The sequence below is a fragment of the Dictyobacter arantiisoli genome (genome assembly GCF_008326305.1).
GTDB lineage: Bacteria > Chloroflexota > Ktedonobacteria > Ktedonobacterales > Ktedonobacteraceae > Dictyobacter > Dictyobacter arantiisoli.
The window spans coordinates 22,107-37,597 of sequence record NZ_BIXY01000071.1 but is presented as its reverse complement, the minus strand read 5'-3'; the positions used below and the strand labels follow the sequence as shown (position 1 = coordinate 37,597).

The window sequence follows — 15,491 nt, the reverse complement described above, 5'->3', positions numbered from 1 at the left end:
CGCCTTTGGGATGATGCCCATCCCGTTCTTGGAAGTATTCTCCCGCCGGATTTAGAAACAATTCAGGTTTTAGCATCATTTAGGTGCTAGAAATGTTTCCCGAAAATCCGGGATGACTCATAAATTATTCTGAGCACCGCAGGTGCGAAAACTCAAGCGCCCAGAGCGCAGAAGAGACCAAAATCCCCTCTACTCAATAGTGACCAGTGATGCGGTTGCCGCAGCGGCATCCTCAGGCGCTTCGCTAGTGATCTGCCGTGCTCTGCCTCCACTCAAAGGAATTTCTTTGAGGAAGAAGATGGCAAAGAAGCCAACAATCATGATGATAGTACTGAAGATGAAGACGTTATGGACACCATCCGTCAGTCCCACTTTTACTGCCTGCATCAACTCGGTATACAATGTTTTGCCAGCTGGACCATATTTGGCCAGACCCGCCTGAAAAGCCTGCTGTATCTCTGGTGAAAGCAGCACATTTGGATCATTAAATGTCTCAATCGCCTTAGCAGGCAAAACTGCTTTCAGCGTGGTGGGCAAAGCATTGTGATACGCTGGCACATAGGTCGAGTTCAAGACAGAACCCATGGCTGCGACCGCGATGGTACCACCAATCGAGCGGAAGAAGGTCAGGCTCGAAGTCGCCTGCCCGATCTTCGTCGGCAAGGCATTCTGTACAATCACCGTGTAGAGCGACATACTAAAGCCCAGACCCAGGCCCAACACGATCATATCCACAATCAAATCCATATTGGTGGAATGCAGACCCAGTTGCATCAGCAACACCGAACCACCAATCGTAATCAACATACCCAGAAAAGCGATCCATTTATATTTACCGAAGCGCGAGACAAGCAGACCCGCGATAATACTGCTGAACAGCAGGCCACCCATCAGTGGGACCAGACGCAGACCACTCTCGGTAGCTGAAAATCCCAGTACTCCCTGTGAGAACAGTGGCAAGAAGATTGCGCTGCCAAACATACCCATACTGGTAATCATAGTAATCAGGACGGAGACACTGAAGATGCGATTTTTGAACATGCTGGGATCAATAATCGGCTGGCGCTGATTCTTTTCACGGCGCGCCTCATAGAAAATGAAGATCGTAATCAGGATTACCGCGCCCACAAACAGACCAATGGTTTGTGGTGAAAGCCAGGCATACTTCGATCCTGCCCAGGTGAAACCAAGCAAGAGCGGCACAGTACCCGCCGCCAGCAAAATCGCGCCGGGATAGTCGATGATGGCTTTGCCAACACGCTGACTCTTAAGGGTTGGCATAACAAAGATCAGAACGAGCAGTGCCACGATGCCAATTGGCAGATTGACATAGAAGACCCAGCGCCATGAAGCATTGTCAGTGATCCAGCCACCCAGGGTAGGACCCACGACCGCTGATAGCGCAAAGACGCTGCCAGTCACACCCTGCCATTTACCACGTTCGCGTGCGGTAAACAGATCCCCAACAACGGCAATGGCGATAGGCATCAACGCCGCGGCACCCAGACCCTGGAAGGCGCGGAAGAACACCAACTGCACCATCGTCTGCGACGCACCCGAGGCGGCCGAACCGAGAAGAAAGAGAACCACACCAATCAAAAAGATCGGCTTGCGTCCGAAGATATCCGAGAGCTTCCCGTAAATAGGAACCATCACGGTCGATGTAAGGAGATACGCAGTCGTGACCCAGGTATACAAGTCAAAACCGTGCAAATCAGTGATAATATGTGGCATTGCTGTATCGATAATAGTCTGATCCAGCGATGCGAGGAGCATCACGAGCAAAACGCCCGCCATAGTGGAATAAATCTCAGGCTTCGTAAAACGCGGTCTTTCGACAGTCTCGCTCTGTCGTGCCGCTGCAACATCATTCACCAGGGGGATATCACCTCTAGGCGATCCCTGCTGTGTGGTGGTCATGCATGTATCCCTTCTTGCTTACCTGAACGAAACGTCCAGTGTATAGAACAGGCATTATCCCATTTTCGTATGCATTGTCGAATCGAGTGATGGATGAGTAATACCGTTAAAGTAAATCTTTTGGAGATAAGAAATCAGTTCTGTCTGTGAAAGTTCACTATTTAAAAAAGCGTTCTCATATGCCTGTGGCGAAATCATGCAAAGAAACGAGTAGACCATTACGCTGGTAGGGATGGCCGCATTAAATTCTCCTGCCTGCTTGCCCACCTCAAACAATTCAGTGACGCGCATAACGATGCCATTCCATAACTCATGCATACAACCGCCCTGTTGCATCAAAATGCGCTTCAGATCAAAGCCGTTATACATAAAGGCCATCAGATGAGCTCGCTTCCCCAAAATGCCTGTATAGATGAACTCCATCATCCTCTCAAGGGTCGCCTGTGCGGTCGCTTCCTGTACTGTCTCAATTTCATCGAGAAACTTCTGCATATCACGCGTAAAAATGGCTAAGACCAATTCTTCCTTCCCTGGAAAATGGGTATAAATCGTGGCTTTAGAGATACCAACATGGTTTGCGATATCATCCATCGACGTATCATAGTAGCCCTTTTCAAACAGGATCTCTTCGGCGGCCTGAATAATCAGCTCTACCCGCTCCCGCCGCTGTTTTTCCTTTAAGGATAGCGTTGAGATATGCTTTGTATGCATTGTTAAGCCTCTTTGCTCACACATAGTAACCGAATAGACGAAAGGAGAACCTCGACTTGCTCTCTATAATTTGACCAGTAAACACTATTCGTGACAGATTAGTAATAAATTGACTCCTCAGTCATAATATTACTCCAAAGTTGTAATTCTGTCAAGGTAAAAGCAGTGTATCTGGCAAAATGGCAGATCCACCGTCTGTGAAAGAAACAAAAAATACCCTTAAAAGCCACCCTTCACTGGCAATACTGCTTCAATACCGAGAACTCAAGAACAAAAACGTAGGTGCGTGCCAAGGCCGCAGCCGAGGTGCGCTTTCCTCTCCCTCGTACGATACGCTCACCCGTAGACCTATTCTTCTGAAAATAGCTCTTTTTCATCGTTCAGGGTGCCCCCACAGGAGCATGGCTTATTGAAACGGTATTGCCCATCCACCCGTTTACGGCGGGGTTCCCTTTTCCTTCTGAGGATACAACTAAAAGATATTCGCGACGCGGCTGATCAACACGGCGACAATCGCTAAAGAAAGCAATCCTTCAATCATCATCAACATTTTTGCGCGGCGTGTCAGAGGATAGGTATCGGTTGGACTAAAGGCGGTCGCTCCAGTGAAGGAGACAAAAAAGTAGTCGAAGAACTGGGGCACCCACTCTATGCCACTTGCTTGCTGTGGGAACAGGAAATCGACGGCTTTATGCCCGGCTTCATGGCGCTTGCGTGGGCCACCGCCATCCATATTCCAATACCATAAGGCAAAGACAGCGATATTGGTAAGCCAGAGTAACGTAGCTGAACGGAGCAGTTGAAAGCCGCTTTTAAAAGTACTGATGCGAGAGATGAGCAAGACCACACTGATGCTCAAGGCGATTGTCACAAGTACTAACATAATAAGGAGCAAGCGGCGGGCAACAAAATGTGGCAGAGGACGCCCGGTAATCCAATATTGCCAGATAGGGAGAAGCAGCACAACTTCGATCACGATTAGGGTCCAACCGGGACCAATTCTCAGTTCATCTGGCAAGAAATAGTAGAATATACCAACGAGCAAGGTACCTACAGAAACGGTCACTTTAGGAAGCTGGCCGACAAGATGTGGTTCTTTCTCATCTGCTGAATGACTTATACTTGCTTCAGATACTGGCGGCTGGCTTTTCTGATCCATACAGTTGTTACACCTCATTTTACTCATGAGCATTCCTTACAGGAAAGAGTATAACAGTATCACGACTGGAAATGCAAAGAAAAGACATCCTTTTTACCACTCTGCAAAGTACTCCATTTCATCCATCGAACAGTAAGAAATGGTACACGCCATCATCATATCAGGTAGGAGCTGAAAAGGGCTTCTGCTAAAGACAGATCAACCAGGAAGAATTCTGGAACGAGATTGGAATTCTCCCTGGCAATTACTGTCATGTGCCTGACCACTCAATAGTACAAGTTTACATAAAGACTGGTAAGCTTTACTCTTGAGAAACTCCTTTTAAAAGAAGCTCTTCTTATGCAGGCACGACTGGTGATGGTTTTCCTGGCGTGGTTGTCGGGGGGAATGGTTTAGTTGGTGTCGGTTTTCCTGGCGTGGTTGTCGGTTTTCCTGGCGTGGTTGTCGGTTTTCCTGGCGTGGTTGTCGGGGGAACTGGCTTGATTGTCGTTGGTTTTCCTGGCTCAGTTTTCGGCGGTGTCGGCCTGGTTGTTACAGGCTTAGTTGGCTCTACAACTCCTCTGGAACGAGCTGCTATCGCGTGATGATGGACCGCGTGATGATGCGGTCCATGAGGCAATGGCACCGCTACAACTCCTCTAGAAAGAGTCGCTATCGCGTGATGATGGGCCGCGTGATGATGCGGTCCATGAGGCAATGGTGCCGCTTGAATGGCTGAATGAAAAGGTGCCAGCGCAAGTAAACCAGCGAATGCAAAACTAGCTACTACCGTAGCTACTTTCTTAGAAACATTTTGTACATGCATAATGCAAAACCTCCAAAAATCACTTTACGTTACTCTATTACGCTTATATAGAAAGATTATTTTCTTCTATAAGCGCATTGCTTGGTATTTCTCGGGTATATGCAAAAGGATATCTAAAACCGGCCTCTTGCGTTCCCAGACTAAGCATACTATATAAAATATCTTTTTTCAACATTTTTCTTCTCTATTAATGTATTCATGCCTATAACGTATTTTTATATAACAAAAGATAATAATAGCTGTTTCTGGCAAAATATTGCCAGCGAAGCTATTAAACGAGTATGGAAGCTGACGCATCAATATTAATGAGTATTAATAATTGAATTTTTTACATCGCTCATATAAAGAGTTGATTTTTAGCTTTCCGTCTGCTATTAATTTCTGTATAATGGCAAGTAACAGGACCTGGCCGGGAAGCCTAAAAATCTTTTATTTCCCCTCGGATATGAATTTTGTCTTTCATGTATAGCGTAATAATAATGAATAGTAGCCTGTTTTGATCCTCATCTGACAGCAACAAGTCAGGTTACCCGTAAAAAGGAGTATAAGCTTTATGGATTACCAGGAGGATTATTATGAATAAAAAGAAAATTTCTATGGATAAACAATTAATGCAGGATATCAATCAACATTTATTGCTGAACCTGATACGTGAGCATACCCCCGTGTCAAGAAAACGCTTGAAAGATCTTTCAGGCTTGAGCCAGGGCACGATAGTGGGAATTGTAGCGGCCCTGATGGAACGGCAATTGATTGTGGAGACAAGCAAGGTGCCTTCAACGGGCGGTCGCAAGGCGGTGTTACTTGAGTTATATGCCGATGGCTGGTATACCATTGGAATGAATGTCTATGGGGATTCTATTACAGGTGTCTTGCTTAATTTTCAGGCGGAGGTACTTTCAACTTATCAGTGGCCTATTTCACTACACGATTGCGGAGAGCAAGGTGTAGAACATATTGCGGCCTGCGTAGAGGACTTGATCAAACAATGTGGCGTCCCGCGTGAAAAGATTCTGGGCGTGGGCTGTGGTCTTTCCGGCTATGTCGATACCGAGCAGGGCGTCAGCATCGATAACTGGATGCTCAACTGGCATCATATTGAGCTACGCGATCCCCTGGCGCAAAAACTGGGCATGCCGGTATGGATAGATAATGCCGTCAATTGTCTGGCAAGCTATGAGAAATTATTTGGACAGGGACAAGGTATCCAGGACTTTTTGGTCGTCAATCTGGGACGCGGCCTTGGCCTGGCCTGCGTGATACGTGGCGATGTGTATCGCGGCGCACACAATGGCGGAGCGGAATTTGGACATATTCCTTATGAGCCACAGGGACGGCTCTGCGCCTGTGGGAAACAGGGATGCTATGAAGCCTATCTTGGAGATCAAGGAGTTTTGAGAACCTATCACGAATCAGGCGGTGAAGTTAACCCCATTTCTTCCATAGCAGAGCTTTTCGCGCTAGCAGAACAGGGAAATCACGTCGCACTAAAAACGGTCCAGCGTACAGGAGCTATTCTTGGTCAAGGGCTCGCGGTCCTCACTACCCTGTTTAATCCTAAACGTATTATTCTCTATACAGAACATGTCCCACTCAATGATGAGCTTTTTCAGACTGCAATACAAACATTGCACGCAAAAGCTTTCTCTCAATTAGCGCAGGAAGTACATGTTGTTACTGAAGCCCCCGCTGACTATACAAACTGGGCACGTGGCGCTGGCTGTTCTATCCTACTGCAATTCTTCCTGGATTCCACGAAAAAGAATCCTGTCAATGAGCAGAGCGCCAGCCTGGCTTTCTGAAACCAGGAGCACATGTGCCCGATAATTCGTCCATATGATGAGCACCTATGGGCTACCGCCCCCATAAGTGCTCATCATATGCGGGATTGTTAAGGGTTGCACCCTTAACCTGGGGTTCGGGGCTGTGCTCCGATCTCTTCCCTCCCTCTCGCCGTCCTTTGCAATCCCGCTTCTGTTCGCACCTATGGACTGCATGCACCTGCCTGCAAGCGAACAGCAACGTCCCTGGCGGAGAGGAGGTCTAACCGTTCTCAATGTTTCAGTCATGGGTTAGTTATAACTCAATGATGCTTTTTTTTGCGCTTGCGCTTGCTTCTTCGGCTGTGTATGTTCATGACAGGGAGGAATTTTCCCCAGGCAGTGCAGCCAGAAGGCTGGCGTTTTCTCGGAAACCTCTAACAGGTAAATCCCTGATTCGTCGCTACTGATACTCATACGAACCCTTTTTTGCAAGAATGCCGGTGCATGTTCGCTGAGACTATCGATCAATTCATCGGCCTTCCATCCACACAAATCTCCTACAGTAACATCTACAATTTCTTTATTTATGTCAATAACATGATTGGGATACCGACTACTCAATCCCTGGAGACACACGCTAAGAATATCTTCTAGATACATCTGCACACCTCCTGTGATGGATTATACTCCGCTCACCTTTCTCAAAATTGCTATTTATGGACAACACGTTCCACCACTGACAATTGAGGACAATTATCAGTATGCTGCAGTCTCAAATGACCTGTAGATCAGACAAAAACATTAGTTGGCGGAAAAATTTCTTGTGTCCAGGGGAGATGATATGAGGGCCGCTGGCAATCGCTGCGTACTTTTCCGGCGTTCCTCTGCCGCCCTGTTCGTGTTCATAGCAATGACTTGCTGGTAGATCTGTGTATATCTTTCGGCCATCCGCCGCGCGGAAAAATCACTTTCGACATGCAGACGGGTGATCTCACGATCAATCTCATGTATCCGGGCTATAGACTGTACCATTTCATCCAGGGTGTGGACCAGAAAACCTGTTTTGCCATGAATAATCAGCTCACGCGCCGCCCCACGATCAAACGATATCACTGGACAGCAGGACAACATGGCTTCGATGGTTACCATCCCAAAGGGCTCTTCCCAGTTGATGGGGTTCAGCAATCCCCGCGCACTGCCCAACAACAACCGTTTTTGTTGCGCATCGACTGGTCCAATATAGATCACTTTTTCGCCATCGATCTGTGGCTGAATCATCTCAGAAAAGTAGCACACCGATCCTGGCACATGGCGATCAATGGTTCCGGCAAGGATCAACGAGACATCCGCACGTCTGGCTGCTTCAATTGCCAGATGCGCCCCTTTCTCTGGCACGAATCGTCCCAACCAGACAAAATACGCACCCTGCTTCTGGGGAGGAAGCGAAATCTGGCGTGTCTCGACGCCATTGTGTACCACTCCAACAAAGTTGAGTGGAAAATGTGACTGTGCCCGCGCACTCTCGCTGATAGCAACTACAGGAACCGAGGGCGCCCAATCCATATAATACGTGTCAGCATCTCCACACCAACCATCCGGAGTATGATCAAAGGGAAAACAACTGTGCAGGGTCGTGACATGCGCCATCACAAGATGGGCGGTCAGAGGGAAGAGATAGAGATCGGCGCTACTCGAAAGATGCGTATGCACAATATCAAAATCTTGCGCTTCCACCTGCTCTAGAGCCTTTTGCAAATGGTAAAAAGCCTTGAGATGCATGGTCCAGGGCACATTTTCTTGGAGCAGCGAGTGTGGAAAAAATGACACCAGGCGGGCGGATGTCCTGGCATCGGCGGGCGCAAACAGAGTAACATCATGGCCCTGAGCAACCTGCTGCTCCACCAGATGAAACAGAACATTCTCCGTTCCACCATAGTTGGGTGGCGGAATCGGAACCCACGGGGGAGCTATTTGTGCTATTTTCATCGGAATCTCCTGGTCATTTCGCTGATGAGGAAAAGGGATAAGCTCTCTTTCATCCGCAGGATAGCTAACCATAATATATAACTCTTTGTCAGGTACGTTAGATCTTTAAGAAAAGTAACATCCCTCGCATCACAATGCGAAAGCAAACAGCCTGCTTGAGAAAAAAGCAGCCGATTTCATCCAGTTTTTTGCAACACAAACGCCCTCTGAAACGTTGATTGAGCAATTATCATACAAAAAGAAACCCATACCATAACTTACCTTGGAAAAGCACAGTACCAGTACCCGTTATAAGCAGGAGATACAAGATGACGCGGACAAGCCCGAACACGACCTCCACATTCTTCCAGGAACTCGGGGCCGTTGGTAACAACAAATGGACACGTGGTGTACAGGGATCCTGCCGTTTCGATATCGTAGGATTTGGCAGCCGCTATCTTAGATTGGATGATGGTAAGCTGACGCTCACAGAGAGTATGGATGCAGCCGATACGACGATCCAGGGAGATGTGGCCGACTTTGATCTGGTGGTGCGCGGAGAAAGCAATCTCTTAACCGCATATCTGCAAGGGAAGTTTCGCTGCATGGGAAGTCTGGCCCTGTTATATGTAGTGCAACGCCTCTTTCCACCACCTCCCCTGGCTCAGAAAAACAAACCGCTCCCTCAACATCCAGACGTGACTCCGCAGGTCACGCCAGCAGAAACGGAAGCGACACCGCCACTTCCAACCCAAACGGTCAGCATGATCAATGGCAGTACCTTTGTCATCAGTGATTTGCGCGGCGATATTGATGCCTCTCCGACCGATACGCAGGGATTGTTTAGCTGGGATACACGTTTCCTCTCACGCTGGAAATTGACAATTAATGATTTGGCTCCCAGAGCGCTGGCAATCGATGACTTGCAATACCACTCATTGCAATTCTTCCTGGTTCCCACAACTGGTACCGTCTATGTTGATTCCACGCTCTCAGTCATCCGTACACGCACGATAGGACATGGGTTTCGCGAACAGGTGCGCATTCTCAATCATGCTAACGAGGAAGTTGATCTGGATCTTTGCATCGAGGTCGGAGTTGATTTCGCAGATATATTTGAGGTTAAAGATGCATTACAGAAAAAAGGACACTATTCTCAACATATTGAGCAGCAACGCCTCGTGCTCAACTATCAACGCGAACGCTTTGTGCGGGAAACATGGATTGAGTGTACGTCCCCAGCCAGCATTGAGCCTGATAGACTTCACTTCGCCGTGCATATCGACCCGCATGAGGAATGGAGCACCAATCTGGATGTGATTGCCGCCAATACGGGTGTCGAGAAATATACCATTTCCTATGAGGGAAATGCGCGCGATGCCCTGAAGAATAATCTTGACTCCTGGGTGGAGACAGCGCCGCGCCTGTGGTGCGAATGGCCTGAACTGGAACGCATTTATCACCAGAGTCTGGTTGATTTAGCGGCCCTACGTCTCTATCTAAAATCGTTACCCGGTGAGGCGCTGCCAGCGGCGGGCTTACCCTGGTTCATGGCGGTCTTTGGGCGGGATAGTCTGATTACAAGCTTTCAGGCACTCCCCTTTGTCCCGGAACTCGCGGTGACGACGCTGCGCGCTTTAGCCTATCGCCAGGGCTGCTATATGGACGATTTCCGTGATGAAGAACCTGGCAAGATTATCCACGAGTCACGCTTCGGTGAAATGACCACCTTTGAAGAACGTCCCCATTCTCCCTACTATGGCTCCGCTGACGCGACACCTTTGTTCCTGATATTGCTGGATGAGGTCGAACGTTGGACTGGGAATACAGCGCTGGTGAAACAACTCGAATGGAATGCCCGCGCGGCCCTGATATGGATCGATCTCTATGGCAACCTCGATAAGGACGGCTATGTCGGCTATAATCGGCGTAATAAAGAAACGGGCCTGGAGAATCAATGCTGGAAGGACTCATGGAACTCTATCCTGTTCTCGGACGGCACCAATTCACGGCTTCCCCGCAAGTTGTGTGAGATTCAAGGCTATGTCTATGATGCCAAAAGGCGTTGCGCACGCCTGGCCCGTGAGATCTGGCACGATCCCAGTTTCGCCGAACGTTTGGAGAAAGAGGCGGCAGACTTAAAACACCGTTTTAACCGTGATTTCTGGCTTGAGCAGAAAGGACACTTCGCGCTGGCTATCGATGGTGACGGACGAAAAGTGGATACATTGACCTCAAATATCGGGCATTTGCTCTGGAGCGGCATCGTCGATGATGACAAGATAGAATCCTGTGTGCGTCACTTGATGAGTGAGCGCCTCTTCTCAGGCTGGGGCATCCGCACCATGGCAACGGGTGAGGGAGGATATAACCCCATTAGCTATCACAATGGAACGGTATGGCCGCATGATAACTCGCTGATTGCGTATGGCCTGGCGCGCAATGGCTATCGGCAGGAAGCGACACAGGTTGCGACCGGTATTTTACAGGCCGCAACCTACTTCAAATATCGTCTTCCTGAAGCCTTCGCGGGCTATGAACGCAAGAAAACCGAATATCCCGTCCAATATCCAACCGCGTGCAGTCCCCAGGCCTGGGCAACGGGAGCGCCACTACTGCTGTTGCGCACAGTGCTTGGCCTGGAGCCCATCGGAGACCATCTGCTTGTCAGCCCCCACATGCCTGAAGAGATGGGATGGCTGATGCTCCTCAATATTCCTGGACGCTGGGGAAAAAGAGATGCCTTCGGTCGTGGACAAAGCGATGGACCGCTCTTAAAGAACATCATGCAAAGCAATTAACCCACGGGATGCACAATGAGAGTGTTTGATTCCTACTCCCAGCGGGATCTTGCTGCTCACCTGTTGGCAGGCGCCTGCACGCCTGCGCCCTTTTTAGTGTGTGGTGCTGTAAATGTGCTATGCACATTTACAGCACCACACACTAAAAAGTGGTTTGAGCACCGCAGGTGCGAAAACTCATGCACCAGGATGGCGAAGAGCATGGGAATCAAACACTTTGTTAGTGTGGCGGAGAAAAAGTCCAAAGAACTTTTTCTCCGCCACACTAACAAAGTGTTTGATCAATTTCTATTGGATAGTATAGTAGACAAATTGCCAGCTCTGTCCACCATTTCTGGTATGAAACAGGTACATATTGTTGGTTGCGGTGATGAAGACACCATTGGTTCTATCCGTAAAGTCCAGGTCGCCAATCACGCCGGTTGAACCGATTTGTCGCCAGCTCAAACCACTATCGCTGGTGGCAAAAGCTGGTACACTGCGCAGTGTCACACCTGATAAACCGACAAGAGCCAGCAATCCCACCACGCCCAACCAATACTTTTTCATAGAAACTTTTCGCATACGCATACTCATATGTCTTTTCCTTCCTGATACATCGCTAGCAAAAGAAGAAATCGACTTTCTGGCGTTTTGCCGCCCGGAAGTTTTTAGAGATACGCTAAGTACCAAGTACCCATTCAGTGAAAACAGTGTTTTCACTATGGACAAAATATACAGCGAAAAGGCGTTTATTTCTATGAGCTACTTCACAATTTACCAACCATAAAAGAAAAGGGGCAGGAAAGAAAACGAGATCCGGAACGTAGCCTGTTCCGGATCTCTTGTTGCCGTCCATTTGCACACACCAACACATTTAAACAAATGCTTGAATTTAAATACGTCGCGTTCTTCTTGATGAACTACCGGCTTATGAAAAAATAGGCAAGCCGGGCCAGAATTGCACTAGCATCTCGACGTTAAAAACATTTGTGTTCGATTTGGTGTTCGACGGCGAATACTCAGCCTGGAGTAATAATCTTCTGCTCAGGAGCTCAAACGCGCCTCTTCCACATTGGGCTAACCCGCCGCGTATGGCGGGTGCAGGATTTGAACCTGCACTGAACGTTTTTCGCTATCAGCTTGAATCTTAATCTAAGCTTGTACTCCAATGAAGGATTTTACAGCAACAGCGACAAAAATGCAACTATTTCTGCGTTAAAATTTAATGAAAGAGATAATTGAGAAAAGCTGCGCCTACTTTTTGCTCGGTTATCTCCTGACCGTTTGCCTCTTCGCGCGCGAACTTGACGGCCTCTTGCAGTTTCTCAACACGATTGAGCAGTTCATTGACGCGCCGCGCCGGGAGAGCCCCGGAATACTTAATCGTGCGCCAGTTGCCAACAACGACATCCTCATAGTAGACCTCAACCTGGGCAGGATGCTTGTCTGTGGCCTGAGCCTTGACATGGTTGCGCGGGATCTTCTTCGTTTTGACCGTCTGCACTGGCTCGGTCGCCCAGCAGTCAGTGGAGGCATCAAATGTCCACACCTCTGAGGTATCCAGCTCGGGCAGCTTCTTGATAAAGGTATAGATATCAACAAGTTGCTTCTCTAGAAAGAGGAGATAGGTAGCGGGCACCTGGGCTAATAATACTGTGCCATCCACCACGATATCAGCCTTCGCCACACAGTTAGCCCAATCCTTGCTTGCCACTACATCGAAGAGCTTGGTGAGGGACTCAGTGGTGGTTGCAATGACTTCTTCCGCTCGTAATTGTACGCGGGTAGACTCAGGAGGCAATTGCTCTCCCTCCTCGTCCTTGGGACGGTAGGTACGTGAGATACCCGCCAGCAGAGTTGTCTTCTGCAAATTATGATGAGCCTCGGTTAACTCCTGTAAAGAACGGCTCTTCGTGCCCTTTTCAATCGCGATCACTTGATTCAGCTTCATGCTTCTGTAGCTCCATAAAAATTATTCAGTTTTAATTTCAGCAATATAGTATCTATTATAAAGATATCTGTCAATGTGCATCACTGTATAATCTATAACGTGATTATCACGAAGATTGTGTTTGATTCCCAATACCAGCGGGATCTTGCTGCTCCCCTGCAGGCGCGAAAACTCATGCACAGAGATGGTGGAGAGCATGGGAGGCTGACACTTTGTAAAAGAACAAAGGGAATCCTGACAAACAAAAAGGGATGCAAACGGGTTTAAGCTCCCTTTCGCATCCCTGATTAGTTGCTCTTGCGCTAAAAAACTCAGTTAGGCCGTCGTGCAGGTTACGCCGTTAAGCGTAAAGGCAGTGGGATTACTATTGCTTCCACTAAGGGAACCATTGAAACCGGGGGCAGAACTTAAGGTAGCTCCAGCCGGAATCGATCCATTATACGAGACATTGGTAACAGTGACGGCACTGCCCGTCTGCGCGAAGTTGGCATTCCACCCCTGGGTGATCTTCTGACCATTGGCAAATGAGAATTGCAGGCTCCAGCCATTAATCGCAGTGTTGCCTGTATTGGTGATGGTCAGCGTAGCGCCAAAACCGGTGTTCCACTGATTGGTTACGGCATAATGCACCTTACAACCGGTCCCGGTCACAGGTGTTGACGTCGCGGTTGGTGTTGAGATCGGTGTCGAGGTGGGAATCTGTGTTGGCTGAGTGGTTGGCGTTGGCGTGACACCGCTGCCCGCCGATAAGATTACTGTGGTGAGCGAGTACGGGGCAAGGGTGACACTGGAGGATGAACCGGTCGCGGATGTAATTGAGCTACTGTTCTCTCCATATGTGTAGACCGTTGCGCTTGCTGCCGCACTGTATCCATTCAGGCCCAGCGATACCGTATAGGAATTATTAGGATCTTTGTTGATCAGCATGACGGCCAGCTTGCCATTGGCCTGCTTGATCGCGTGTACCGCAACCAGCGACTGATTGGATGAGGAGGAGACCATCGTATCCCCTGTCGTGCCCAGATAGTTCAGCATCTGTAAGCCATAATAAGCCGGGAAGGGTGTATTGGCCGCCGGTTCACAGATACCCGAGGTGGATGTGGTACAGGTGCCATTAGAGAGGATGCCGTAATCCCCATACTGAGCATTACCATAGAGCGAAGAACTGGTATTTCCTGCTACGGCATTATTATGCAAGGTCCACCAATCCACATTGGCAACGCCATTTTCCAGCCAGGTAGCATAATCATCTGCCAGATATAAGGCATTGACGACACTCACTGTTTGCTTGCCTGGATTGGAAGAGACCGAATTGGTCTCGGTGACCATGATCTTTACCGCGCTGGCATGTGAACCACAGTATTGATTGATCTCGGAGCGCACTGTAGAAACCATACTCGCGATCTGACTGGGAGCGGACAGCAGGCTAGCATCGGCTTCATTGCCTGGATTCTGGGGATACCAGTGAACAATCGCAAAGTCAATCGATGAGCAGGCAGTCGATAAAACCGTGGTATTCCAGGGACTGGGAGAGGCTGAGTTGGTTATTCCATCCGGCCAGTTTCCTGGTGCGGTGAGGACAGCACCGACACTAATCGTCGGATCAACGGCCTTCATCGCCTGGCTAAAAGCAACCACATTCGAAGCATAGGTTGCGGAAGTCTTGGCATGATTATCATACTCCCAGGAACCACCATAGGTTCCATTCCCATATATTTCATTGCCAATTTCCCAGTATTTCACTCCATAGTTGTGACCGGTACTACTCCCGCCAGCATAGGTCGGCACAGGACCGTTATAGCCAGCGCCACCCTTGTTGGCATACTTCACCCAGTTCGCGGCCTCCTGTGCCGTACCAGAGCCATAATTAACCGTAATGATGGGTTGCGCACCAACGTTCTGAGCCATACCCATGAACGCATCGAAGTTATTGCTGGCATTGTCGGTCCCCTGACCAGGCTCATTCGTATTCGACTGCCAGTGATAGACATCCGAGGTCGAGCCTCCGGGATAACGCAGTGTATGAATACCTATATTCTTGAGCGCGCTGCTGGCTGCCCCATCCATTAAATTCCCATCCCAGACAGCGGTATTCACCCCTTTACTGAGATTGGTCAGCGTTCCCAGCGATTGAGCAGCATTGACAGTGACCTGAGCATTACTGGCCGCAGAAACATTGGTAATACCGAGAGGATTGAGCAGCGCGAGAGCAGAGAGTAACAAACATAATGCAGCCGCAGTAGCAATCCCGGCACCTCGTCTATGAGGCACACCAGAATCGGCAAACATCCTTAACATCGTACATCTCTCCTTCCTTAAAGAGAAACTGCATGGCAACAGAGCCATACAAGTACCATTCTTGTACATGAAAAATTACTTCATCTCCAAAAGCGGGAAAGAGCAGGCACACAGCCCGCGTAGCTCTCTAAAGATC

At 48.7% G+C, this 15,491-nt stretch carries 11 protein-coding genes; 2 read left to right on the top strand and 9 right to left on the bottom strand.

What is annotated here, in order from left to right; genetic code table 11:
- Positions 1-189 precede the first annotated feature (189 nt).
- The 4 genes from F1593_RS20115 to F1593_RS20100 all read right to left on the bottom strand — a co-directional run bounded on the left by F1593_RS20115 (position 190) and on the right by F1593_RS20100 (position 4,595).
- Positions 190-1,920, bottom strand: a complete 1,731-nt coding sequence (locus F1593_RS20115) for an MDR family MFS transporter (RefSeq protein WP_149403359.1) — start codon at positions 1,918-1,920, stop codon at positions 190-192.
- 54 nt (positions 1,921-1,974) lie between these two features.
- The gene (locus F1593_RS20110) at positions 1,975-2,631 is read right to left on the bottom strand and encodes a TetR/AcrR family transcriptional regulator (protein ID WP_172632282.1); all 657 of its coding nucleotides are present in this window, start codon (positions 2,629-2,631) and stop codon (positions 1,975-1,977) included.
- A 472-nt stretch (positions 2,632-3,103) separates the two neighbouring features.
- Positions 3,104-3,790: a DUF1345 domain-containing protein gene (locus F1593_RS20105; protein WP_172632281.1), complete on the bottom strand. Its 687-nt coding sequence runs from the start codon at positions 3,788-3,790 to the stop codon at positions 3,104-3,106.
- 337 nt (positions 3,791-4,127) lie between these two features.
- Positions 4,128-4,595: a hypothetical protein gene (locus F1593_RS20100; protein ID WP_149403356.1), complete on the bottom strand. Its 468-nt coding sequence runs from the start codon at positions 4,593-4,595 to the stop codon at positions 4,128-4,130.
- Between the two features lie 596 nt (positions 4,596-5,191).
- Here F1593_RS20100 and F1593_RS20095 point away from each other — a divergent pair.
- Positions 5,192-6,397, top strand: a complete 1,206-nt coding sequence (locus F1593_RS20095) for an ROK family transcriptional regulator (RefSeq protein WP_216368933.1) — start codon at positions 5,192-5,194, stop codon at positions 6,395-6,397.
- Positions 6,398-6,667: 270 nt separating this feature from the next.
- On the opposite strand, the gene F1593_RS20090 is transcribed toward F1593_RS20095, so the two are convergent.
- Together F1593_RS20090 and F1593_RS20085 are read right to left on the bottom strand one after the other, a co-directional pair.
- Positions 6,668-7,018, bottom strand: coding sequence for a hypothetical protein (locus F1593_RS20090; protein ID WP_149403354.1), 351 nt, complete (start codon positions 7,016-7,018; stop codon positions 6,668-6,670).
- Positions 7,019-7,159: 141 nt separating this feature from the next.
- Positions 7,160-8,344, bottom strand: coding sequence for a glycosyltransferase family 4 protein (locus F1593_RS20085; protein ID WP_149403353.1), 1,185 nt, complete (start codon positions 8,342-8,344; stop codon positions 7,160-7,162).
- A gap of 308 nt (positions 8,345-8,652) precedes the next feature.
- Here F1593_RS20085 and F1593_RS20080 point away from each other — a divergent pair, with 308 nt between their 5' ends.
- Positions 8,653-11,124, top strand: coding sequence for a glycogen debranching N-terminal domain-containing protein (locus tag F1593_RS20080; protein ID WP_149403352.1), 2,472 nt, complete (start codon positions 8,653-8,655; stop codon positions 11,122-11,124).
- 288 nt (positions 11,125-11,412) lie between these two features.
- Here F1593_RS20080 and F1593_RS20075 read toward each other — a convergent pair whose 3' ends face one another.
- The 3 genes from F1593_RS20075 to F1593_RS20065 form a co-directional block, all read right to left on the bottom strand.
- Positions 11,413-11,700 (bottom strand): hypothetical protein, encoded by a 288-nt coding sequence (locus F1593_RS20075; RefSeq protein ID WP_149403351.1) that lies wholly within the window; start codon positions 11,698-11,700, stop codon positions 11,413-11,415.
- A 628-nt stretch (positions 11,701-12,328) separates the two neighbouring features.
- Positions 12,329-13,057, bottom strand: a complete 729-nt coding sequence (locus tag F1593_RS20070) for a DUF7873 family protein (protein WP_149403350.1) — start codon at positions 13,055-13,057, stop codon at positions 12,329-12,331.
- Between the two features lie 315 nt (positions 13,058-13,372).
- Positions 13,373-15,355 (bottom strand): cellulose binding domain-containing protein, encoded by a 1,983-nt coding sequence (locus F1593_RS20065; RefSeq protein WP_149403349.1) that lies wholly within the window; start codon positions 15,353-15,355, stop codon positions 13,373-13,375.
- Positions 15,356-15,491 lie beyond the last annotated feature (136 nt).

Coding starts and splice junctions, on each gene's coding strand:
- F1593_RS20075 (WP_149403351.1), bottom strand. CDS start 11,700: ATGAGTATGCGTATGCGAAAAGTTTCTATGAAAAAGTATTGGTTGGGC.
- F1593_RS20110 (WP_172632282.1), bottom strand. CDS start 2,631: ATGCATACAAAGCATATCTCAACGCTATCCTTAAAGGAAAAACAGCGG.
- F1593_RS20070 (WP_149403350.1), bottom strand. CDS start 13,057: ATGAAGCTGAATCAAGTGATCGCGATTGAAAAGGGCACGAAGAGCCGT.
- F1593_RS20095 (WP_216368933.1), top strand. CDS start 5,192: ATGGATAAACAATTAATGCAGGATATCAATCAACATTTATTGCTGAAC.
- F1593_RS20085 (WP_149403353.1), bottom strand. CDS start 8,344: ATGAAAATAGCACAAATAGCTCCCCCGTGGGTTCCGATTCCGCCACCC.
- F1593_RS20115 (WP_149403359.1), bottom strand. CDS start 1,920: ATGACCACCACACAGCAGGGATCGCCTAGAGGTGATATCCCCCTGGTG.
- F1593_RS20090 (WP_149403354.1), bottom strand. CDS start 7,018: ATGTATCTAGAAGATATTCTTAGCGTGTGTCTCCAGGGATTGAGTAGT.
- F1593_RS20105 (WP_172632281.1), bottom strand. CDS start 3,790: ATGGATCAGAAAAGCCAGCCGCCAGTATCTGAAGCAAGTATAAGTCAT.
- F1593_RS20065 (WP_149403349.1), bottom strand. CDS start 15,355: ATGTTAAGGATGTTTGCCGATTCTGGTGTGCCTCATAGACGAGGTGCC.
- F1593_RS20100 (WP_149403356.1), bottom strand. CDS start 4,595: ATGCATGTACAAAATGTTTCTAAGAAAGTAGCTACGGTAGTAGCTAGT.
- F1593_RS20080 (WP_149403352.1), top strand. CDS start 8,653: ATGACGCGGACAAGCCCGAACACGACCTCCACATTCTTCCAGGAACTC.